The following is a 20,502-nucleotide window of genomic DNA, read 5'->3' as shown; positions in this document are numbered from 1 at the left end:
CACATGTCTGAGAACGGGAATCGGCCCAAGCCCGAGGAGCTGATCCTCTACAGCAAGGACCCGAAGACCAAGATCGCGACCATCACGTTCAACCGGCCGGAGTTCCTGAACGCGCCGACGTCCGCGGCGCGGCTGCGGTACGCGGACCTGCTGCGGGCGGCGACGGTCGACAACGACGTCAAGGTGGTGGTGATCCGCGGTGTCGGCGACAACCTCGGCAGCGGCGCCGACCTTCCGGAGTTCATGGAGGGCAACGACAACACGGATCTGCGCCTGGCGGAACTGCGCCTCGAGGACGAGGGCGTCGGCGAGGTCACCTACCCGCCGAAAGGGTCGTTTCGACACGGAGCCACGATCAGCGCCTGGTATGCGAACGTGCAGGCCGGTAACCGCCCGCTGCAGGAGCTGAAGAAGATCAGCATCGTCGAGGCCAAGGGCTACTGCTACGGCTGGCACTTCTACCAGTGCGCCGACGCGGACCTGGTGATCTCGTCCGACGACGCCCTGTTCGGCCACCCGTCGTTCCGCTACTACGGCTGGGGTCCGCGGATGTGGACCTGGGTGCAGATGATGGGACTGCGCAAGTTCCAGGAGATGGTGTTCACCGGAAGGCCGTTCACCGCCGAGGAGATGTATGAGTGCAACTTCCTCAACAAGGTGGTGTCGCGCGATCAGCTCGAGGCCGAGGTCGACAAGTACGCGCGGGCGTGCGCCCGAAACCGGCCGGTGGACACCGTGTTTCAACAGAAGATCTTCTTCGAGGTGTTCAAGCAGCACCAGGGTGAATACATGGGCAGCCTGCTGTCGGCCTTCTTCGAGTCGATGGGCAGCGGCGTCGTCAACGACGACACCGACGACCTGGACATGCACGAAGCCATCGACAGCGGGTTGGCCGACGCGGTCAACGACAACGACATGAGGTTCCCGCCCGAGTTCCGGCTGAGCAAGTCCAACCGCAAGAAGAAGGACTAGTGGCAGCACCCGACCCGCCGCTGGACGGATACGTCGTCGTCGACCTCTCCACCGGCATCGCCGGCGCCTACTGCACCAAGCTGCTGGCCGACGGCGGCGCCAAGGTGATCAAAGTCGAACCCGCCGACGGGGATTGGCTGCGGAGGTGGTCGGCTTCGGGCGCGGTGATCGCACCGGGTGAGGACGGTGCGCTGTTCAGCTTCCTGGCCGGCGGCAAGCACAGCGTCGTGGCCGACCCGGACACCGACATCGACTTTCTCAACGCGCTGCTCGCCGACGCCGACGCGGTGGTGTGGTCACGGGGATCGTCGGTGGCCGAACACGTGCTGTGCACCCCGGCCGCGATCCGGTCGGCGCATCCACATCTGACCGTCACCGCGATCACCCCGTTCGGGCTGCACGGCCCGTGGAGCGACCGTCCCGCAACGGAGTTCACCCTGCAGGCGTGGTCGGGCGGCATCGTCGGGCTTGGTCGCGGCTCCGCCGACCGCGCCCCGGTCTTCGTCGGCGGACAGGTGGGCGGGTATCTCGCGGGGGCGTACGCGAGCGCGGCGACGCTGGCGTCCCGCATGCGCGGCGGCGCCGAACTCGTCGACGTGTCGATGCTGGAAACCCAGATCCTCGGCCTCACTTACTATCCGGTGTCCTACTACGAGATGCTGGGCAGGCCGTGGCGTGACGCGCGGCGGCTGACGGTGCCGGGGATCGCGCGGGCGAAGGACGGGCTGATCGACATCGGCTGCGGGACCGCGCAGCAGTGGTTCGACTTGTGCGCGATGACCGGGCACGACGACTGGATCGACGAGGATTCGCCGTTGTCGATCACCGAGCAGGCCAACGAGAAGGCCGACGAACTCTACGCGTGGGTGGAGAGCCATACCGTCGACGACATCCGCGATCTGGCGACCGCGTTTCGTATCCCCAACGCCCCGGTGGCCAACGGCGCCAACAGCGTCGAACTCGACCACTTCCGCGAACGCGGCTCGTTCGTGACCAACCCCCGCGGCGACTTCGTCCAGCCCGGCCCGCCGTATCGCATGCAGCCGGCAGTGCTGCGTGCACCCGCACCCGCGCCCCGCCTCGGCGAACACACCGCGCACTACCGCTCGCGAGAGAGAAGCCACGGTCGTGAGAAGGGCGAATTTCCGACCCGGAATGCTATTTCGGCGAAACTGCCCTTCGAGGGGCTGCGCGTGCTCGACATGACGACCTTCTGGGCCGGGCCGTCGTGCACCCACCTGCTGGCGATGCTCGGCGCCGACGTCATCCACGTCGAGTCGACCCGACGCCCCGACGGCACCCGGCTGATAGCCGGCATCCCGGTCACCGAGGACCAGTGGTGGGAGAAGTCGCCGATCTTCTCCGGGCTCAACACCAACAAGCGGGGTGTGACGATCGACCTGCAGAGCACCGCCGGACGCGAACTGCTCAACCGCTTCATCGCCACCGCGGACGTGATCGTCGAGAACTTCACCCCCCGGGTGCTCGACCAGATCGGGCTGGACTTCGCTGCGGTGCAATCCGTTCGGCCCGACGCCGTCATGCTGCGCATGCCCGGCTTCGGTCTGGACGGCCCGTGGCGGGACAACCCGGCATTCGCCTACGTCATCGAGGCGGCGTCGGGTATCAGCTGGCTGACGGGTTATCCCGACCGCAACCCGTACGAGCCGTACTCGGTGGGCGACCCCAACGCCGGCATCCATGCGCTCAACGCGCTGCTGCTGGCGCTGGAGCACCGGCGCCGCACCGGGCAGGGCGTGCTGGTGGAGGCCGCGATGGTCGACGCCGCGCTCAACGTCGCGGCCGAACAGGTCATCGAGTACTCCGCGTACGGCGCCCTGCTGCAACGCGACGGCAACCGGGGGCCGACCGCCGCACCGCAGAACCTGTACCGCACCAACGAGATCGACGAGTTCGGCCGCGAGGACTGCTGGGTCGCCATTGCGGTGGCCGACGACCGGCAGTGGGCCGGCCTCCGCGACGCGCTCGGCCACCCCGAATGGGCGTCGCACCCGGACCTGGACACCGGGGCGGGCCGTCGCGCCCGCCACGACACCATCGACGAGCACCTCGCGGCGTGGTGTTCGCAACGCACCGGCGACGACATCGTCGAAACCCTCTGGGGCCACGGCGTTCCGGTGGCCAAAGTGATGCAACCGCATCGCCAGACCGAACTGCCGCAACTGGCGGCCCGCGGCTTCTTCGAGGACGTCGGGCATCCGGTCAACGCCCGAACCCCGCACAGCACCCTGCCGTTCAAGCTGTCGCGTGGCCCCGAGCGCGTCCACGTGCAGCCCGCCCCGCTCCTCGGACAGCACAACCACGAGCTGCTGTCCGAACTCGGTCTGAGCGACGAGGAGATTGCCGACCTGCAGGCCAGCGGCGTGATCGGCAACGCCCCGGCGATGGGCCCGAGCAAGGCCAAGGCGTGACGGGATAACCTCAGCTCCGTGGCCATCGATCCGTCCGACATCCTGCTCACCGGCCGCGTCGCCGTGGTGACCGGCGGGGGAGAAGGCATCGGCAAGGGCATCGCCGAAGGGCTCGCGGCGTTCGGGGCGTCGGTGGCGATCTGGGAACGCAACCCCGACACGTGCGCGGCCGCCGCCAACCGCATCGCCGGCGCGCTCGGCGTCGTCACCGACGTGCGTGACAGCGACCAGGTGGACGCCGCGCTCAACCGCACCGTCGACGAACTCGGCGAGGTGTCGATCCTCGTCAACAACGCCGGCGGCACATTCCACTCGCCGCTGCTGGACACCACGGAGAACGGCTGGGATGCGCTGTACAAGAGCAACCTGCGTCACGTCCTGTTGTGCACGCAGCGGATCGCACGCCGGCTGGTGGAAGCCCGACGACCCGGCAGCATCATCAACGTGACGTCGATCGAGGGCGTGCGCGCGGCGCCGGGCTATGCCGCCTACGCCGCCGCCAAAGCCGGCGTCATCAACTACACCCAGACCGCGGCGTTCGAGTTGGCGCCGCACAGTGTCCGGGTCAACGCCATCGCGCCGGACCTGACGCTGACCGAGGGCTTGACGCGAATGTCCGGCGGGACGTTGCGGGCCGACTACGCGCCGGGAATCCCCATGGGCCGTCCCGGCCATGTCGACGAGATCGCCAGTGCGGCAGTATTTCTCACATCGGACATGGCTGCCTACATCACCGGGCAGACACTGCACGTCGACGGCGGCACCCACGCGGCGGGCGGCTGGTACCACCACCCCCAGACCGGCAGGCCGACGCTGGGCCCGCCGGCTCAGTGAGTCCAGCCCTGCGCGATCTGGTCCTCGAACGTGCGGTCGATACGCGCGAAGCGACGCTGGATCGACTCCCGTGATGCCCTGTGCGGCAGCACATACAGCCGGTTGGCCAGTATCGCGTCGGCGGTCAGCCGGGCGACGTCGTCGACGTTGAGCACCGAGTCGTCACCGGGAGCCGACGCCAACTGCGCCACGGTCGACGCCGGCGACGGGGTCGGTGGGCCGTAGTCCTCGCTGCGGACGCGTTCGGTGTTGGTCAGCAGGTTGGTCTCGACGATCATCGGGCACAGCACGGTCACACCGATGCCGTCGGCGCGCACCTCGCGGGACAGGGTTTCGGCGAGCGCGACGACGCCGTACTTGGCGACGCAGTACGGGCCCAGCCCGACGTTGGGGATCAGCCCGGCGAACGACGACGTGAACGCGATATGGCTGTCGGCATCCTGGGTGATCAGACGCGGCAGGAACGCCTCGACCCCGTGGATCGGCCCCCACAGGTCCACGTCGATGACGAAGCGCCAGTCCTCATGGCTCGCTTGCGCAATCGGTCCCGCGTAGGCGATGCCGGCGTTGTTGAAAACCAGATGCACCTCACCGAACACGCCGAACGCCTCGTCGGCCAGCCGGGTGACGTCGTCGAGCTTGCGCACGTCGCACAGCACGCCGTGGGCGTCGACGCCGTCGCCGCGCAGGGTCGCCACCGCCGCGTCCAGCGAGGTTTGGTCGATGTCGGCGAGCATGATCCGGGCGCCGCGCCTGGCGAACTCTTGTGCGCAGGCGAAACCGATACCGTTGGCGCCTCCGGTGATGACCGCGGCGCGTGCCTCGAAACTGTCCACGGCGCGACCCTATGCGGTCACGGCCGGTCGCGCGGGCGATCCCATGCGGGATCGCCCAATTCGCGGCGGATCGCACCCCACGGATCGGCGTACTGGCCGGGTTGTTTCCAGTAGGCGCCGCGGCGTTTCATCACCTCGCGCGCCAGCGGTGCGATCAGCCGGCCCGGATAGCGTTTCCACCCGGCCTGCGCCCGTATCTCGGCGAGCATGTCGGGCCACGAGTAGTGCTGGAACTGCAGGGCTTCCTGCGCGCGGGTGGTGTCCATCCAGTCGGTGACGAACCAGTCCTCGTCGCTGTCGGGATCACCGGGGCGTCCCGGGGGCAGCGCGCCGGGAACCCCGATTGCTTCCGCCAGGCTCGGGCCGACGTCACCTTGACGCAGATGATGTGAGTCGTCACCGGCGATCAGCAGGATCTCACGCACGACGTCGGCCGTCGTCGCCGCCGCGCACGCCCACGCGACGTCACGCACGTCGACGGTCTGCAGCCGCCCGTCGGTGGGCAACGCGCTCTCGAAGAACAACGCGTCGGCGCTGAACGGCAGCGCCGAGAGGTCCGTGCTGAGCACGCCGCCGAACCGCAACACCACCCAGTCCAGATTCGAGGACCGCACGATCTCCTCGCCCTCGGCCTTCTGCCCGCTGTACACATCGCAGGGCCGCATCGGGTCGTCGACCGTCAGCGGCGGCGTGGTGCGGTGCGGGTTCCGCGCACCGAAGACCGCGTTGCTCGAGGCGTGGACGAACCTCGGTGGCGTGGATTGCTCCTCGGCGAGCCGCACGAGGGTGGCCGTGGCGTCCACGTTGACGCGGCGCGCCAGCTTGGGGATGCGGTAGATCGGCGGGGCGATGATCGCGGCGAGGTGAAGGACCGTCTCGGGTGCGACGTCGGAGAACAGGCGCTGAGCTTGGGCGGGATCGGTCAGGTCGGCCCATCGGACCTCGACGCCGGTCGGCAGCTTCGCGGTCGCTTTGCGGTTCGCGGTCGTGTCGAGGTCGGTGGCCACCACGCGCCGGCCCAACTCGGCGAGCCGGCGCACGGTCGCGGATCCGACGAGGCCGAACGCGCCGGTGACGAGCACCGCGTCGGACATGCATCTCCTGGAGGGTTATCGCATTCTCTTTTTCGGAAAGTACCATATTCAATGGTCGTGACCGGATGCCTGCGAGGTTTGACCGGCCTGGAGAAGCGGGAAAGAAACGACATGGCAAGCAGCAGGGCGCGAAATGCAGAGCTCACCAAGTGGGATCCGGGGTTCACCCGACGCATCACGAACTTGGTCGGCCCGATCGTCCGGCGCTACTTCCGCGCACAGGTTCGCGGCCTGGAGTCGATGCCGCCGGCGGGCGGCGCGCTGGTGGTGTCCAACCACTCCGGTGGCATGTTCACGCCCGACGTGATGATCTTCGCGCCGAAGTTCTACGACAAATTCGGCTACGACCGGCCCTTGTACACCCTGGCGCACTACGGTGTGTTCCTCGGCAACGTCGGCGACTGGCTACGCCGGTCTGGCGTCATCGAGGCGAGCCGTGAAAACGCCGCTGCGGCACTGCGATCCGGCGGTGTCGTGCTGGTGTTCCCCGGCGGGGACTACGACGCGTACCGGCCCTCCGTCACCGGGAACGTGATCGACTTCAACGGCAGAACCGGCTATGTCCGCACGGCCATCGAGACCGGGGTGCCGATCGTGCCGATGGTGTCGATCGGCGGGCAGCAAACCCAATTGTTCCTCGCCCGTGGCGATTCGATCGCCCGCCTGGTGGGGCTGACCCGCGCGCGTATGGAGATCCTGCCGCTGAGCGTCGGTTTCCCCTTCGGCCTGTCGGTGATCTTCCCGCCGAACCTGCCGCTGCCCGCCAAGATCGTGATGCGCGTGCTCGAACCGATCGACGTGGTGGCGGAATTCGGCACCGACCCCGACATCGAGGCGGTGGACCTGCACGTGCGTGCGGTCATGCAGGCGGCGTTGGACGAACTGGCCGCCGAGCGCCGGTTCCCGCTACTGGGCTGAGGATTCTGCCCGTCAGGCGATCGTGTCGAGGGCCGCGCGGGTGTCGAGGTCGACGAACGCGGCGGCGTACCGTTGCGCCAATGCCAGGCAGACATCGGCTCCCTGCCAGGCGTCGCCGCCTGACAGCGTCGCCATCCAGATCGCCAGCCCGTGCGCGACGGACGCCCGGTACCGCAGCCAGATCTCCTCGGCCGTAGGCAGTTCCGCCGACGGCAGCCTCAGCGCGTCGCGGTACTCACCGAGCAGGTCACGCTCGGCGCGCCTGCGATCCTCTATCGTCAGCGCTCCCTGTAGGAAGTAGCCCACGTCCAGTGACCAGTTGCCGCGACGGACCATCTGCCAATCCAGAAAGCCGACCTCGTCGCCGGGCAGCACGTAGGTGTTGCCGATATGCGGATCACCGTGCAGCAGCGTCTGTTCCGTGGTGGTGAGCGTTCCGATGTAGCGCGCCCAGATGTCGACGAACAACTCCGTGCCGCTGAGGGCGGGAACCTCGGCGGGAACCGAGTCGCCCAACCGCTCGTGGGCGATGTGCAGCGGCGCGTACTCGAGCCCTTCGAACGCGACGAACGGTTCGACCCAGCCCAGCGCCGGGTTGGTCGTCAGGCGCTCACCCCAGTATCGGCTGTGCATGCGCGCCAGCCCGCGTATTCCGCTCGCCGCCTGGGCGATTGTCATCGGCCGCGTGGAGTCGCGGGGGTCGGCGCCGCGGGCGACGACGTCCTCCATGATCATCACGAAATTGCGGGCGTTCTCGTCGATGAGGGCGGTGTAGACCGCCGGGTGATCCAGCGGCAGCTCGATTCGCGACGTGAACAGCCGGGGTTCGTGGTACAGGCCGCTGGTGAGTGCGACGAGATCGGCGTGCTCCGGGTCGACCGCCTTGGCGAACACTGTCGCCGGACCCGAACCCGCCGAGTATGTCAATGCCAGCCTTGCCCGGCGGTTGGTGCCGTCGTCGCGCAGTGCGACGGTAACGCTGTCGACGGCGGCACCCGGATGATCACGAGCCAGCGCGGCCGTCATCCAATCCGGGGTGATCTCTTCCCACTCCCGCGGCAGCGACAGCTCCGCGACCGTCACGGCCGGTCCTACTTCAGGCAGCTGCCGCCGTCGACCGGCAGCGTCACGCCGGTGACGAAGCGCGCCTCGTCGGACGCCAGGAACAGCACGGCGTTGGCGATGTCCTCGGGCTCGACCCAACCGATCGGCAGCGTGTGCATCATCTGGGCGACGACCTTCATGTCATCGGGACCGGGGTTCTCCAGATCGGGGCGGAACAGCTTCATGGTGCCCTCGTTCATGAACAGCGGGGTGTTGACGTTCGTCGGGTGCACCGAGTTGACGCGGATGTTCTGGGCTCCGAGCTCGACGGCGAACGTCCGCATCAGGCCCACCACACCGTGCTTGGCGGCGACGTAGTGGCCGGTGTGCGGGTAGGCCTTCAGCCCGCCGACCGAGCTGGTGAGGATGATCGAACCGCCGCGACCGCCCTCGATGATGTGCGGCACGCCGGCCTTGACGGTCTTCCACACCCCGCCGAGGTTGACGTCGATCATTGCGGTCCAGTCGGTTTCGCTGGTCTTGTCCAGCGTCTGACCACCGTTGCCGATACCGGCGTTGGCGACGATGATGTCGAGCCGGCCCAGCTGCTCGACGCCGGTGTCGACCGCTGCCTTGAGCGCATCGAAGTCACGGACGTCGACCTCGGCCGTGTAGATGCGGCGGTTGAGACTCTTGACCAGGTCCGCGGTTTCGGCGAGGTCCTCCGGCGTCGACGGCTCGATCAGGTCGACCGTGTCGACCTTCTTGCAGATGTCGACGGCGATGATGTCGGCGCCTTCCTGTGCCAATCGCACCGCGTGTGCGCGTCCCTGTCCACGCGCAGCGCCGGTGATGAAAGCGACCTTGCCCTCAACACGTCCAGTCATCGGATACCTCGATTCGTTGTCGTTGCCGAAAGATGTCAGGGGACTACTCAGGGGATGAAGGTGGGCATGGCTTCCCAGCCCCGGACCGCCGTGGTCTGCGACGGTCGTGCGTTCTCCCAGTCGACCTCCCACGTCGGGAACCGCTTGAGGACTTCCTCGAGTGCGATCTTGCCCTCGAGGCGTGCCAGCGCGTTCCCCATGCAGAAGTGCGTGCCCGCTCCGAATGTCATGTGCGAGCGCTGTTCGCGATGAATATCGAAAACATCGCCGTCCGGTGGGAAGCGGCGGTGGTCCCGGTTCGCGGAACCGACGAGCATCAGCATCGCCGACCCCTCGGGCACCGTCTGACCGTAGTACTCCACATCGCGGGTCACGTAGCGGGCGATCTGCAAGGCGGGAGGCTCCCAACGCAGGATCTCTTCGATCGCCTGGGGGATCAGGCTGGAGTCGGCCACCAACTCGGCCCGCTGGTCGGGGTAGTCGGCGAGTGTCTTTCCCGCCCAACCGATCAGACGCGTTGTCGTCTCGCTGCCTGCGGTGGCGATGACGGTCAGATACATCAGCAGTTCGTCGCGGCGCAACTTGCGGCGCGTGCCGGTCTCGTCCTCGAACTCCGCGTTGAGCAGGTCGGTCATGATGTCGTCCGAGGGATGTTTGGTGCGGTAGTCGATGAACTCGGCGAACACCTCACCGGTGGCCATCAGGTCGACGGTGTCGCTCTGCAGGGTGGCCTCACCGTGGTCGGTCACCCGGCGCTGATCTTCTTCGGGAATGCCCAGCAGCATGCCGATGACCCGCATCGGCATCTGCTCGCCGAGGTCGTTGACGAAGTCGAACTTGTCCGAGCCGACCACCGGATCCAGGCAGCGCGCGGTGAACTCGCGGATCTGCGGTTCCAGCGCGAGCACCTTGCGCGGGGTGAACACCCGCGACAACAGGTTGCGGTGGATGTTGTGGATCGGCGGATCCTCGAAAATCAGTGTGCCGGGCGGGATCTCCATGCCCGACTTGATGATCTCGAGCAGCGCGCCGCGCCCCGAGATGAAGGTCTCGTGGTCGATGACGGCCTTGTTGACGTCTTCGAACCGGCTCAACGCGTAGAAGTCGTGCTTGTCGTTGTAGTACAGCGGCGCTTCTTCGCGAAGGCGGGCGAACACCGCGTACGGGTTCATGTTGAGGTCGATGTTGTACGGGTCGTAATACAACTCGGCGTCCGTGTCGACATTGTGGACGTCGGGATTCTCGGCGCTGATCGTCACGGGTTCGCCTCTCGCTGGACCAGGATCGCGTAAGACATTGGGCTCGATTTTGTCTCACAACTTTGGCATTCACCGTGCGCAGGTGTCAACCGCACAATCGTTTTGGGCAATTTATACTCTCTGCTTAGAAGAACGTGCTTCTCGGCCGGCTTCGGGGAAGCGGAGCAGCGCCTCCTGGGCATAGGACGCCACCAGCGCACCGTCGCGGGTCAGCACGTCGCCGCGCCCGAAGCTGCGACCGTGCGCCAGAAGCGGGCTGTGCTGGCGCAGCAGCAACCAGTCGTCGGTTCTGAAGGGCCGGTGAAACCACACGGTGTGCGAGGTGACGGCGGACGTGAAGTCCGTGCCGTTGCCGCGTTGGCCGACGCCCGCGATCGGACGCAGCGCCGTGCCGATCAGGGTCAGATCCGTGGCGTAGGCGGTCAGTGCCGGCGCCAGGGCGACCTCCGACTTGGGTGTGCGCATCCAGAATTCGAACGACGGCGGTCCGGTCGAGGTGGTGTTGAGATCGACTGTCGCGCGCGTCTCCCAGGGGATCAGGTCCAGCTCGAGGTTGTGCTCGGGACCGAGCACGGGCGGCACCGCTTCGACCTCCTGATGCTCGGGGCCGGCTTCGTTGGCATGCACCGAGATCGACGACGTCGCCACCACGCCGTGCGCCTGGGTGGCGGTGATCGTCATGGCGGCGAAGGAGCGTCCCTCATGGTGCGGCGTCGCCAGGAACTCGATCGGCTCGTCGGCACGGCCCTCGCTGGTGAACACCGCGTGTTGTGACTTGATGGCCTTGTCCGGGTAGGTCAGCGACGCGATGCGCAGGAACTGTGCGAGTAGTTGGCCACCGAACACCCGGTGGTAGTTCAGGCGCTGATTGCGGCCCTGATACCTGATTGCGTCGACGCGCGAAGCGGGCGCGGCGCTCGCGGTGAGATCCAGACACGCGAGCAGGTCGCGCCAGAGATCGGGCACCCGGTCAGTGTAAGTCAGCTTCTCGATGACGAGAACGTAATTCTCACGAGAACGTGATTCTCACCCTACGAGGCGGCGAAACCGTGGGCGCAGAAGTCCCATACCTCGTCGGCGGTGATCGGGTGCGTGGTGCCGCTTTCGTCGGCCTCGCCGCTGGACTGCGCGACGAACATCACGGTCTGCATGGTCATCGCGGCCATCCGCTTGGGGTTGATGCCCTCGCGGAGCTGGCCGGCGGCGGCGGCCTCTTCCATCAACTCGGTGAGCAGCGCGAGCAGGGGAGCGTGCGCGACCTTGACCTCGGCCGGGTGTGACACCAGCAGCCGCGGCGCGAAGTCGGTGAACAGCGGCCGCTTCGCGGTCGGGTCGGGGCGCGAGGACTCGAAGAGCAATTGGACGGCGACCTTCAGCCGCTCGATCGGTTCGTCCTCGGTCGTGGTGGCCGCGCGGATCTGGTCCGCGGAGCGGCTCAACGCGTCTTCGAACAGCGCGAGCAGAAGCTCGTGCTTGCCGTCGAACTGCAGGTAGAAGCTCCGCAGCGACTGCCGCGAGCGGTCAACGACCTCTTGCACCGTGAAGTCGGTGCTGCCCTTTTCGATGATGATCGCCTGGGCCGCGTCCAGGAAGCGCTGCACGCGTTGCGCAGCCCGCAGCTTCGCGGTTTTTATCGATCGCTCGACCGCGCGCTGCTTCCAGGCTGGTTCTTCGCTGGGGCTGGTCACCGGCGGCTCAGATGCGTGCCGATTCGGGAGAACATGGACTGACTGTACCGGAGAACGCCTTGCCATTGCGGTCCTCGACCCCCTCGCGGTAAACGTGTCAGAGATTGTAACTTTCTCACGATGAGAATAGTATTCTCATTTTGTCGATAACAGTAGGCCTTACCAAAAATTTGATCCAGCGGGAGTGCTGTGCAGCTCACCTTTGATGCTGACGTCGAAGCGTTCCGCGCCGAGTTCAGCGCGTTCCTCGACGAACACCTTCCGTCCGACGCCGACGCGCTCGCGCGGTCGTATTCCAGCAGCGATGTCCCTGGCTGGGCGCGCGACTGGCAGCGCCTCATGTTCGACAACGGCTGGTTGCTGCCCGGCTATCCGCCCGAGTTCGGCGGGCGCAATGCCACGCTGTTGCAGCAGTACGTGCACCAGCTGGAGCTGGCGCGCCGACGCGTCTATCTGACGTTCAACCCGCAGGGCGTCGGGATCGTCTCGGCCTCGCTGATCACGTTCGGCACACCCGAACAGCAGCGGTGCTGGGCGGTGCCGATTCTGCGCGCCGAGATCACCGCCTCGCTGGGCATGAGTGAGCCCGGCGCCGGGTCCGACCTGGCCTCGCTGCGCACCCGCGCCGAATTCGTCCCAGGCGCAGACGGCGGCCATTTCGTGGTCAACGGGCAGAAGGTGTGGACGTCCGGTGCGCACGACGCGGATGTGCTGCTGACCTTCGTGCGCACCGACCCCGAAGCGCCCAAGCACAAGGGGATCAGCGTGCTGTTGATCCCGACCGACCTGCCCGGTGTGGTGCGGCGGCCGTTCGCGTCGGTGTGCGACCAACACGACCTGGATTTCAACGAGGTCTTCTTCAACGACGTGCGGGTACCGGCCGAGAACCTCGTCGGGCCGCTCAACGAGGGTTGGCGGGTGGCCAGCGGATCGCTTGGACACGAGCGAAACATGTTGTGGCTCAGCTACGCCGACCGGCTCGCCGAGCTGGTCGAGGACTTCCGCCCGGCGTCGGTCGTCGACCATGACCGGTATGCGTCGCTGGTCATGGACAACCAGGCGCTGCGACTGCTCGGTTCGGTTGCGCTGGCCCGGGCCGCCCGTGGCGAGGAAGACGCGTCCGCGCTGTCGGTGCTCAAGCTCATGGGGTCGGAAGCCTCGCAGATGGCCACCGAATACGCGCTGAACGCAACGGGCGTCGACGGATTGGCGCACCCGAACATGTCCGGCCCGTACAGCGCGCAACACCTCGACGTGTACCGGTGTGGCTGGTTCGAGCGCTACGTCCGGACATTCGGCGGCACCATCGCCGGCGGAACCTCTGAAATCCAACGCAATATCATCGCCCAGCGGTTGCTGGGCCTGCCCCGAAACTGAAGGACCCACTGTGTACATCGAATACGAGGTCGCCGATCGCATCGCGACCATCACGCTGAATCGTCCCGAGGCGGCCAACGCCCAGAACACCGAACTGCTCGACGAACTCGACGCGGCGTGGACCCGCGCCGCCGAGGACAACGACGTATCGGTGATCATTCTCCGCGCCAACGGGAAGCACTTCTCGGCCGGCCACGACCTGCGCGGCGGTGGCCCGGTGCCGGACAAGATCACCCTGGACTTCATCATCCAGCACGAGGCCAAGCGCTACCTCGAGTACACGCTGCGCTGGCGCAACGTACCCAAGCCGTCGATCGCGGCGGTCCAGGGCAGGTGCATCTCCGGTGGCCTGCTGCTGTGCTGGCCCTGCGATCTGATCATCGCGGCCGACGACGCGCAGTTCTCCGACCCCGTGGTGCTGATGGGCATCGGGGGAGTCGAATACCACGGCCACACTTGGGAACTCGGACCGCGCAAGGCGAAGGAGATCCTGTTCACCGGTCGCGCGATGACCGCCGAGGAAGTGGCCGGCACGGGCATGGTGAACAAGGTGGTGCCGCGCGACCAACTCGACTCCGAGACCCGGGCGCTGGCCGAGCAGATCGCCAAGATGCCGCCGTTCGCCCTGCGCCAGGCCAAACGGGCGGTCAACCAGACGCTCGATGTGCAAGGCTTCTACGCGGCGATCCAGTCGGTGTTCGACATCCACCAGACCGGCCATGGCAACGCGCTGAGCGTGGGCGGCTGGCCGGTGCTGGTGAACCTCGACGAGATGAAGGCCAACATCCAGTAGCTCTACCTTCTTGCGCGAGCGTGCGTGTCTGAGGGCGACACGCCGACCAGAAGCCGGAGTTTGCGCACGGTCGCGCCACCGGCGACGTGGTGCGAGCGGCAGCCGCTTACGGTTCAGTTGTGCACGAGCGTGCGTGAAGTCGCGATTTGCAGCGGCGTGTCGCCCTCAGACACGCACGCTCGCGCCGAGAAACGGGCGCGCTCGCGCCAAAAGAAGATTTACAGGTCGGCGAGGCGTGGCACGGAGCCGCGGGCGCGTAACCCGGCGCCCACCTTGCGCGTGAGTTCCTTTGTGTTGCCGAGCAACCCGTCGAGCACCAGGGCCCGTTTCACGTGGCGATCCAGCTCATGCTCGGCGGTGAAGCCGATGCCGCCGAGCACCTGCTGGCAGTGTCTGGCCGCCGTCAGCGCGGCCTTGCCCGCCGCGGCCTTGGCCAACATCGCGGTCAGGTCGGGGCTCTCGGTGCCTGGCAGCCCGAGCGTCGCCTCGGCGCCTTCGATGGCCACCAGCGTCTCGGCCAGCCGGTGCCGGATCGCCTGGAACGACGCGATCGGCTTGCCGAACTGCACCCGGTCGAGCGCATGCTGGCGGGCCAGCGACAGCATCGCCCGCGCCGAGCCGATCAGCCACCAGCTGACCGCCCGTCGCGTCTCGCCCAGCCGCATCGTCTCACCGTCGGGCACCCGTCGCAGCGGCAGCCCGCCGAGCGTCGGCTCCGCGTTCGCCGAGCGTTCCCATACCACCCAGCCGCCGCCCGCGTACGGCATCGGCGGGGTGCCGCCGGGCAGACCGCCGATCGTCTCCAGCAGGACATCGTTGAGAATCGAAGCGTGCGAACCGGTTTCGCCCAGCAGTCGGAACACCAGCGGAATCGCCACGTCGGGTATGTCGGCGAGCATCTCGGCCCAGCCGAGCTCGGCCAGCGCGGCGTCCAGCTCGGCGCCGGACGTCGACAGCATCGTCTTGCGGAGGGTGTCTTCGAGCATCGCGAGTGACTCGGCGTCCAGAGTCTCCACAGTCACTCCTTTCCGAGGTCAAGGAGGCGACGGGCGATGATGTTGCGTTGGATCTCCGCGGTGCCGCCGTAGATGGTGGCCGCCCGCGAATAGAGATACTCGGTGCGCCAGTCGTTGTCGTCGAGTTCGATGACGCCGGGCAGCAGATCACGTGCGGTGTCATAGAGCTGCTGTTCCGCGCCGGCCAGCAGCACCTTGTCGATCGAGGTTTCGGCGCCGAGCTTGTGCCCGTCGGCCAGCCGGTGCTGGGTGGCCCGCGATCGGCACCGCAGCGTGTGCAGCGCCAAATACGTCTCGCCCAGGTCGGAATCCACCGCCTGGCCAACGCGTTTCACCTGGTCGACGAGCGCGTCGAAACGCGAGTACAGGTAGGCGATGCGTTGCCAGAAGCAGGTCGAGCGTTCGTAGGGAAGCAGGTCCATGGCCAACCGCCAGCCGTCGCCCGGCTTGCCGAGCATCCGGTCGGCGGGGACCGCGACATCGTCGAAGTACACCTCGCAGAACTCGTCGACGCCGTGCATGGTCCGCAGTGGGCGGACCGTCACGCCCGGCGTCTTCAGGTCGACGAAGAACGCGGTGATGGCTTCGTGGTTGGGGGTGTCCGGCCCGCCGGTGCGGGTGAGCAGCACACACCGGGTGGCGAACTGCGCGAAGCTGGTCCACACCTTCTGGCCGTTGATGATCCACGTGTCGCCGTCCTGCACGGCGCGGGTGGTCAACGACGCCAGGTCGCTGCCGGATCCGGGTTCGGAGAAACCCTGGCACCACGACTCCTGACCGGACAGCAGCTTGGGCACCATCTCGGCGGCCAGTTCGGGGCGCGCGTAGCCGATCATCGTGGGCGTCAGCACATCGAGCATCGAATACGGCCCGGGATGGTCGAGCCCGCGTCCCACCACCTCCTCGCCGACGATGGCGCGCAGGATGTCTGGACCACCCAATCCGCCTGCCGATTCCGGCCATCCGTAGCGCATCCAGCCGGCGTCGTAGAGCGCCTTCAGCACCCGAAGATGCTGCGCCTGGTGGGCCTCCAAGGAATCGTCACCGGCAGGAGGCGTCAGGTCATTGGTGTCGAGCCAGTCCCGCAGCGCAATGCGGAACGTGGCGGGGTCTAAGAGCGCGTCGCTCATCCCGCCTCCGGAGCCGCTCCGGCGGCGACATCGGGGTCGGGCCTTCCGATGGCGTGCGGGCGGCCGGAATCGTGGTCGCCGCTGCGCCGGATGAACGTCATCGAACGGGTTTTCAGCCGCCAACCGTCCTCGGTGCGGACATAGGTGTCGTTGTAGTACCCGATGCGCATGTCGTGCTTGGAGTGCTCGATGAAGCACAGCGGCTGGGTGCCGGTGGCCTTGTCGGGATCGTTCTCGTCCAGCGTCACCAGCGACGTGCCGGTCATGAACAACCCCTTCGGCGCGGCGTCGACCAGTTCGGGGAAGCGGGCCAGCGTGTAGGTCGACCCGAACGCGCTGTAGGTGCCGTCCGGGGTGAACACCGAGATGAGACCGTCGATGTCGCCCTGGGTGATGGTGACGGCGTACTTGGCGAGCAGCTGCTGGATCTCGACCAGATCGTCGGTTCGTGTCGGGTTGCCGGTCGGCCTACTGATTGGCGAAGTCATTTCGGAAAACCTTTCCGCCCTTCATGACGAAGTTGACGTTCCGCGTGACGGTGATGTCACTCAACGGATCTGATGGCACGGCGATGATGTCGGCGAGGTAGCCCTCGGCGAGACGACCCAGGTTCGGTTTGTTGATCAAGTCGGCCGCGACGACGGTTGCTGCGCGCAGCACCGCGGCAGGTGGCATACCCCATTCGACGAGCGTGACGAGCTCGTCGGCGTTCTTGCCGTGCGGTATCGCCGGTGCGTCGGTGCCGACGGCGATCTTCGCCCCGGCCTCGTAGGCCGCCTTGATCGACGTGCGTGCCTTGGGAAACATCTCGGCAGCCTTGTCCTGCAGCTCTTTTGGCGCCCGCGACACATCCATGGCCTCGGCCAGCCTGCGGGTGCTCACCAGAAAGCGGTCGTTGTCGACGAGCATCCGGATGGCCTGGTCGTCCATCAGGAAACCGTGCTCGATGCAGTCGATGCCGCACGCGACGGCGTGCTTGACCGCCTCGGCGCCATGGGTGTGCGCGGCCACGCGCAGCCCACGACGATGTGCCTCGTCGACGATGACCCGCAGTTCCTCATCCGAATAGTGTTGTGCACCGGCTTCTCCGGTCAACGACATCACGCCGCCGGAGCAGCACACCTTGATCAGCTGTGCGCCGTGCTTGATCTGATAGCGCACCGCTTTGCGGATCTCGTCGACGCCGTTGGCGATGCCCTCTTCGATCGTCAGCTCGAGCACACCCGGCATGAACGCGGCGAACATCGTCGGGTCGAGATGACCCCCGGTGGGGGTGATCGCGTGCCCGGCGGGAATCACCCGCGGTCCCTCGATCCAACCCGCGTCGATGGCCTTGCCCAGCGCGACGTCGAGTAGATAACCACCCGTCTTCACGAACAGCCCGAGATTGCGCACCGTCGTGAACCCCGCCCGCAGCGTGCGTCGGGCATTGCCCACCGCACGCAGTACCCGCGTCGCGGGATCGTCCTGGACCTGGGACAGGCCGGGGGTTTCGCCCCGGCCTCCCATCAGGAGGTTGACCTCCATGTCCATCAGCCCGGGCAGCAGGATGGCGTCACCGAGATCGATGACGCCGTCGCCGTCCCCTGATGCCGAAGCGCCGACGCCGGTGATCTGGTCGTCGTCGACCCGTATCACCCCGGGTTGGACGATCTCGCCGGCGTCGACGTCGAGCAGACCTGCTGCTTTGAGGGTCGGCACCCCTAGACCACCGGCTCCCGGACGCAGGTGATGTAGGTGGCGCCGCTGTCGAGCACGCGCGGCTGTTTCCAGACCTCGACCGGGAACGACACGTTGACCAGTGACTGCATCATGTGAATGAGCGCCTTTGCGTCGTCGGGCATTCCGTCCAAGGGGAATCTGGCGTCGCAGTATTCCATGACGGCCTCGAGGCGGGGAAACGCGGTGTCATAGAAATCCTGCATCTCCTCCATCGTGGAGGACAGCCGCTTCTGGTAGCGCTCTTCCTCAGTCGGCAGGCACCAGTCGGTGAACCGCTCGAGATCGGCGAACTCTTCAGGCAACTTAGGCATTGATCGCATCCTTCTGACCGGCCGACGACGAGGCCTTCCCATTGCCCGAGCCGTCGGTTAGACCTTTCTCCTTCTTGTATGCGTTCACGTAGTCCCACGCCGTCTTGTGCAGGTGACGCAGCAGGATCTCCTGGTCGCACAACGGGAAATCCTTGACCACACTGGTGCTGATCATCGTCTGCGTGGCCTCCAGGGTGTTGGCGTCCTGGAACGCGTACTCCTTGAACGTCACCGCCGCCAGTTCATGGGCAAGCCGTTCACGGGTGTTGGTGGCGGGCACGAAGTAGAGCGTGCACTCGAAGATGTGCTTGTCCACGTCGGTGGGCCAGTAGTGGTAGGTGAGGTACCAGCCCGGCGCCCACAACAGCAGTGTGAAGTTCGGGAAGAACTCGAACGAGTCCTGACCCCAGGCGTGATGGCGCGACGGATTGACCGCCGGCGGCAACTCGTCGGGCAGGATGCCCTTGATCTTCGGGCGGTCCCACGGTCCGAAAAGCCCGCTGTGCAGCACACGTTCGATGGGCTTGACCATCTTCAGGTCCTTCGGCGGGCTCATGCCGCCCCAGGACGAGATCATCGAGTGCCTGCCCTTGATGTCGTAGTGCAGGGCCTCGTAGCCGAAGCTGGCCAGCTTCTCGGCTTCCTCCTTGACCGCCTGCTTCATGTGCAGCACCGGCGCGTGGTAGAACTCCGTGAACGCGTCGATGAACAGCTTCCAGTTGGCGTTGACCTCGGCTCGGTAGGAATAGGTTTCGGTCATCTCGTGGAAGGGATAGCCCTCCAGACCCTTCGCGAACTCGCCGAGGTAGTCGATCAGCGGTTCGGCGTCGTCGTCGAAGTTGATGAAGATGAAGCCTTCCCACACTTCGCATCGCACCGGCACCAACCCGTAGTCGGCCTTGTCGACGTCGAAGAACTCACCCTCCTGCTGGATGAAGGTGAGATCGCCTTTGAGGTTGTAGCGCCACCCGTGGTACTTGCAGGTGAACTGGCGGCAGGTACCTGAGACCTCTTCACCCGGATAGTCGTTCCACACCAACTTGTTTCCGCGGTGGCGGCACAAGTTGTAGAAGGCGCGGACCTGGTTCTCGGTGTCCTTGACGACGATCACCGACGTGCCCTTGCCCGCGGACGGCATCTCCTTGGTGAAGTAGCTGCCCTTCTTGGGGAGCCGTTCGACCCGACCCACGTTCAGCCAGCACTTCCGGAAGATCGCCTGCTGCTCGAGCTTCCACTGCTCGGGGTCGATCGAGTCGGTGTAATCCACCGGTGCGGTGCCGAGTTCGGGCCAGTGCTCGGTCCAGCTGCCCTCAGCGGGTTTCGGGAAAAATGCCACTGTTCTACCTCTCTGCGAGTGTTTCGGAGTCGGGTTTCACGCCGAAAGTGTTGATCGCCATGGCAAGCGCGCCATAGCAGCCGATGGTGAAGACGAGATCCATGCGCTGACGCTCGTCGAGATGCTCGGACAGTGCCGTCCAGGTGGCATCGGAGATCTCGGACGTGTCCTCGAGTTCGTCGACAGCGCGAAGCACGGCACGGTCCAGTTCGTCGGTGGCCTCCCCCCGCTGAACCCCCGCGATGACTTCGTCGGTCAGCCCGGCCTCCAGGCCCATGCGCACGTGGTGGCGCCACTCGTACTCGCAGTGGCGCCTGTGCGCCACCCGCAACACCGCCAGTTCGCGTAACCGTTCGGGCAGGGTGGACGAGTACAGCAGATGGTTGTTGAAACGGAGGAAGGCTCGCGTCAGCTTCGGGTGGCGCACGAGGGTGGCCAGCAGGTTGCCGGTCTTCTCCGGGCAGCGCCGGTCGGCGGGGATGCTGGACAACGCATGGTCGACCGCCTCGTCCCACTGATCGGCGGGCAGCGGCTGGACTCGCACCGATAGCTTCCTCTCGATCACGAGAATCAGGTTCTCATATTTGGCTAATAGATTTCCACCTTTACCGCTCACGGTCAATCCCGACGGGCAGACGCGCCGGTCACGGTGGTCGCGCCTGTCGCCCAACTGCGCTGCCAGGAGGCCCCGCGGCGAGTTTCGGACATTGATTCTCGCGATGAGAGAAGCTAGTTTTCTCAGCTAGAGAACCTGACCGGTCTAGGGTGGGTGGCAGTGGCGACCCCGAGGAAGGGAACAGGCATGAACAAGGACGAGATGATCTTGGTCAGCGTTGATGATCACATCGTCGAG

Annotated in this window: 20 protein-coding genes; 6 read left to right on the top strand and 14 right to left on the bottom strand. The window is 66.4% G+C overall.

Annotated features, from left to right (window positions below; all coding sequences use genetic code 11):
* Nucleotides 1-3: 3 nt before the first annotated feature.
* The 3 genes from MELE44368_RS12635 to MELE44368_RS12625 are packed head-to-tail and all read left to right on the top strand — an operon-like array spanning nucleotide 4 to nucleotide 4,238.
* Nucleotides 4-972 (top strand): enoyl-CoA hydratase/isomerase family protein, encoded by a 969-nt coding sequence (locus tag MELE44368_RS12635; protein WP_128108811.1) that lies wholly within the window; start codon nucleotides 4-6, stop codon nucleotides 970-972.
* A complete protein-coding gene (locus MELE44368_RS12630) occupies nucleotides 972-3,404 on the top strand; it encodes a CaiB/BaiF CoA-transferase family protein (protein ID WP_128108810.1) in 2,433 nt (810 codons plus the stop codon). The genes MELE44368_RS12635 and MELE44368_RS12630 overlap by 1 nt, the downstream gene beginning before the upstream one ends.
* 18 nt (nucleotides 3,405-3,422) lie before the next feature.
* A complete protein-coding gene (locus MELE44368_RS12625; protein ID WP_128108809.1) occupies nucleotides 3,423-4,238 on the top strand; it encodes an SDR family NAD(P)-dependent oxidoreductase in 816 nt (271 codons plus the stop codon).
* On the opposite strand, the gene MELE44368_RS12620 is transcribed toward MELE44368_RS12625, so the two are convergent.
* Nucleotides 4,232-5,074 (bottom strand): SDR family NAD(P)-dependent oxidoreductase, encoded by an 843-nt coding sequence (locus tag MELE44368_RS12620; protein WP_128108808.1) that lies wholly within the window; start codon nucleotides 5,072-5,074, stop codon nucleotides 4,232-4,234. The two genes, MELE44368_RS12625 and MELE44368_RS12620, sit on opposite strands and share 7 nt — an antisense overlap.
* A 17-nt stretch (nucleotides 5,075-5,091) precedes the next feature.
* Complete coding sequence (locus MELE44368_RS12615) at nucleotides 5,092-6,168, bottom strand: NAD-dependent epimerase/dehydratase family protein (protein ID WP_128108807.1); 1,077 nt, start codon at nucleotides 6,166-6,168, stop codon at nucleotides 5,092-5,094.
* A 111-nt stretch (nucleotides 6,169-6,279) separates the two neighbouring features.
* Here MELE44368_RS12615 and MELE44368_RS12610 point away from each other — a divergent pair, with 111 nt between their 5' ends.
* Nucleotides 6,280-7,086, top strand: coding sequence for a lysophospholipid acyltransferase family protein (locus MELE44368_RS12610; protein WP_128108806.1), 807 nt, complete (start codon nucleotides 6,280-6,282; stop codon nucleotides 7,084-7,086).
* A gap of 12 nt (nucleotides 7,087-7,098) precedes the next feature.
* On the opposite strand, the gene MELE44368_RS12605 is transcribed toward MELE44368_RS12610, so the two are convergent.
* From MELE44368_RS12605 to MELE44368_RS12585, 5 genes are all read right to left on the bottom strand, one after another.
* Entirely contained in the window at nucleotides 7,099-8,169 is a 1,071-nt protein-coding gene (locus MELE44368_RS12605) for a phosphotransferase (RefSeq protein WP_128108805.1), read from the bottom strand.
* Between the two features lie 8 nt (nucleotides 8,170-8,177).
* Nucleotides 8,178-9,017, bottom strand: a complete 840-nt coding sequence (locus MELE44368_RS12600; RefSeq protein WP_128108804.1) for a mycofactocin-coupled SDR family oxidoreductase — start codon at nucleotides 9,015-9,017, stop codon at nucleotides 8,178-8,180.
* 47 nt (nucleotides 9,018-9,064) lie between these two features.
* Nucleotides 9,065-10,189, bottom strand: a complete 1,125-nt coding sequence (locus MELE44368_RS12595) for a cytochrome P450 (RefSeq protein WP_276051215.1) — start codon at nucleotides 10,187-10,189, stop codon at nucleotides 9,065-9,067.
* A 198-nt stretch (nucleotides 10,190-10,387) separates the two neighbouring features.
* On the bottom strand, nucleotides 10,388-11,242 hold the full coding sequence (locus tag MELE44368_RS12590; RefSeq protein WP_128108802.1) for an acyl-CoA thioesterase: 855 nt from the start codon (nucleotides 11,240-11,242) through the stop codon (nucleotides 10,388-10,390).
* Between the two features lie 65 nt (nucleotides 11,243-11,307).
* Nucleotides 11,308-12,030, bottom strand: a complete 723-nt coding sequence (locus tag MELE44368_RS12585) for a TetR/AcrR family transcriptional regulator (protein ID WP_128108801.1) — start codon at nucleotides 12,028-12,030, stop codon at nucleotides 11,308-11,310.
* A gap of 123 nt (nucleotides 12,031-12,153) precedes the next feature.
* On the opposite strand from MELE44368_RS12585, the gene MELE44368_RS12580 reads away from it, so the two are divergent.
* Both MELE44368_RS12580 and MELE44368_RS12575 read left to right on the top strand, forming a co-directional pair.
* Nucleotides 12,154-13,341 (top strand): acyl-CoA dehydrogenase family protein, encoded by a 1,188-nt coding sequence (locus MELE44368_RS12580; RefSeq protein ID WP_128108800.1) that lies wholly within the window; start codon nucleotides 12,154-12,156, stop codon nucleotides 13,339-13,341.
* Nucleotides 13,342-13,351: 10 nt separating this feature from the next.
* On the top strand, nucleotides 13,352-14,134 hold the full coding sequence (locus MELE44368_RS12575) for an enoyl-CoA hydratase (protein ID WP_128108799.1): 783 nt from the start codon (nucleotides 13,352-13,354) through the stop codon (nucleotides 14,132-14,134).
* Nucleotides 14,135-14,352: 218 nt separating this feature from the next.
* Here the strand turns inward: MELE44368_RS12575 and MELE44368_RS12570 are convergent, their stop codons facing one another.
* The 7 genes from MELE44368_RS12570 to MELE44368_RS12540 are packed head-to-tail and all read right to left on the bottom strand — an operon-like array spanning nucleotide 14,353 to nucleotide 20,193.
* A complete protein-coding gene (locus tag MELE44368_RS12570; protein ID WP_164890102.1) occupies nucleotides 14,353-15,120 on the bottom strand; it encodes an acyl-CoA dehydrogenase family protein in 768 nt (255 codons plus the stop codon).
* A 32-nt stretch (nucleotides 15,121-15,152) separates the two neighbouring features.
* The gene (locus tag MELE44368_RS12565) at nucleotides 15,153-16,280 is read right to left on the bottom strand and encodes an acyl-CoA dehydrogenase family protein (protein WP_128108798.1); all 1,128 of its coding nucleotides are present in this window, start codon (nucleotides 16,278-16,280) and stop codon (nucleotides 15,153-15,155) included.
* Nucleotides 16,277-16,768 (bottom strand): nuclear transport factor 2 family protein, encoded by a 492-nt coding sequence (locus MELE44368_RS12560; protein ID WP_128108797.1) that lies wholly within the window; start codon nucleotides 16,766-16,768, stop codon nucleotides 16,277-16,279. The genes MELE44368_RS12565 and MELE44368_RS12560 overlap by 4 nt, the downstream gene beginning before the upstream one ends.
* Nucleotides 16,749-17,981 (bottom strand): metal-dependent hydrolase family protein, encoded by a 1,233-nt coding sequence (locus tag MELE44368_RS12555; protein WP_128108796.1) that lies wholly within the window; start codon nucleotides 17,979-17,981, stop codon nucleotides 16,749-16,751. The genes MELE44368_RS12560 and MELE44368_RS12555 overlap by 20 nt, the downstream gene beginning before the upstream one ends.
* A gap of 2 nt (nucleotides 17,982-17,983) precedes the next feature.
* Nucleotides 17,984-18,313, bottom strand: a complete 330-nt coding sequence (locus MELE44368_RS12550) for a hypothetical protein (protein WP_128108795.1) — start codon at nucleotides 18,311-18,313, stop codon at nucleotides 17,984-17,986.
* On the bottom strand, nucleotides 18,306-19,649 hold the full coding sequence (locus MELE44368_RS12545; protein WP_128108794.1) for an aromatic ring-hydroxylating oxygenase subunit alpha: 1,344 nt from the start codon (nucleotides 19,647-19,649) through the stop codon (nucleotides 18,306-18,308). The genes MELE44368_RS12550 and MELE44368_RS12545 overlap by 8 nt, the downstream gene beginning before the upstream one ends.
* Nucleotides 19,650-19,653: 4 nt before the next feature.
* A complete protein-coding gene (locus tag MELE44368_RS12540) occupies nucleotides 19,654-20,193 on the bottom strand; it encodes a carboxymuconolactone decarboxylase family protein (RefSeq protein WP_128108793.1) in 540 nt (179 codons plus the stop codon).
* Nucleotides 20,194-20,502: the final 309 nt, after the last annotated feature.

The organism is Mycolicibacterium elephantis DSM 44368, from assembly GCF_004014805.1.
In the GTDB taxonomy this organism is placed as follows: domain Bacteria; phylum Actinomycetota; class Actinomycetes; order Mycobacteriales; family Mycobacteriaceae; genus Mycobacterium; species Mycobacterium elephantis.
Note: the sequence above shows the minus strand (reverse complement) of the source record. Positions and strands in the feature narration are given on the sequence as shown.

Coding starts and splice junctions, on each gene's coding strand:
- MELE44368_RS12560 (WP_128108797.1), bottom strand. CDS start 16,768: ATGACTTCGCCAATCAGTAGGCCGACCGGCAACCCGACACGAACCGAC.
- MELE44368_RS12615 (WP_128108807.1), bottom strand. CDS start 6,168: ATGTCCGACGCGGTGCTCGTCACCGGCGCGTTCGGCCTCGTCGGATCC.
- MELE44368_RS12570 (WP_164890102.1), bottom strand. CDS start 15,120: ATGCTCGAAGACACCCTCCGCAAGACGATGCTGTCGACGTCCGGCGCC.
- MELE44368_RS12565 (WP_128108798.1), bottom strand. CDS start 16,280: ATGAGCGACGCGCTCTTAGACCCCGCCACGTTCCGCATTGCGCTGCGG.
- MELE44368_RS12550 (WP_128108795.1), bottom strand. CDS start 18,313: ATGCCTAAGTTGCCTGAAGAGTTCGCCGATCTCGAGCGGTTCACCGAC.
- MELE44368_RS12585 (WP_128108801.1), bottom strand. CDS start 12,030: ATGGCAAGGCGTTCTCCGGTACAGTCAGTCCATGTTCTCCCGAATCGG.
- MELE44368_RS12595 (WP_276051215.1), bottom strand. CDS start 10,189: ATGAACCCGTACGCGGTGTTCGCCCGCCTTCGCGAAGAAGCGCCGCTG.
- MELE44368_RS12600 (WP_128108804.1), bottom strand. CDS start 9,017: ATGACTGGACGTGTTGAGGGCAAGGTCGCTTTCATCACCGGCGCTGCG.
- MELE44368_RS12610 (WP_128108806.1), top strand. CDS start 6,280: ATGGCAAGCAGCAGGGCGCGAAATGCAGAGCTCACCAAGTGGGATCCG.
- MELE44368_RS12635 (WP_128108811.1), top strand. CDS start 4: ATGTCTGAGAACGGGAATCGGCCCAAGCCCGAGGAGCTGATCCTCTAC.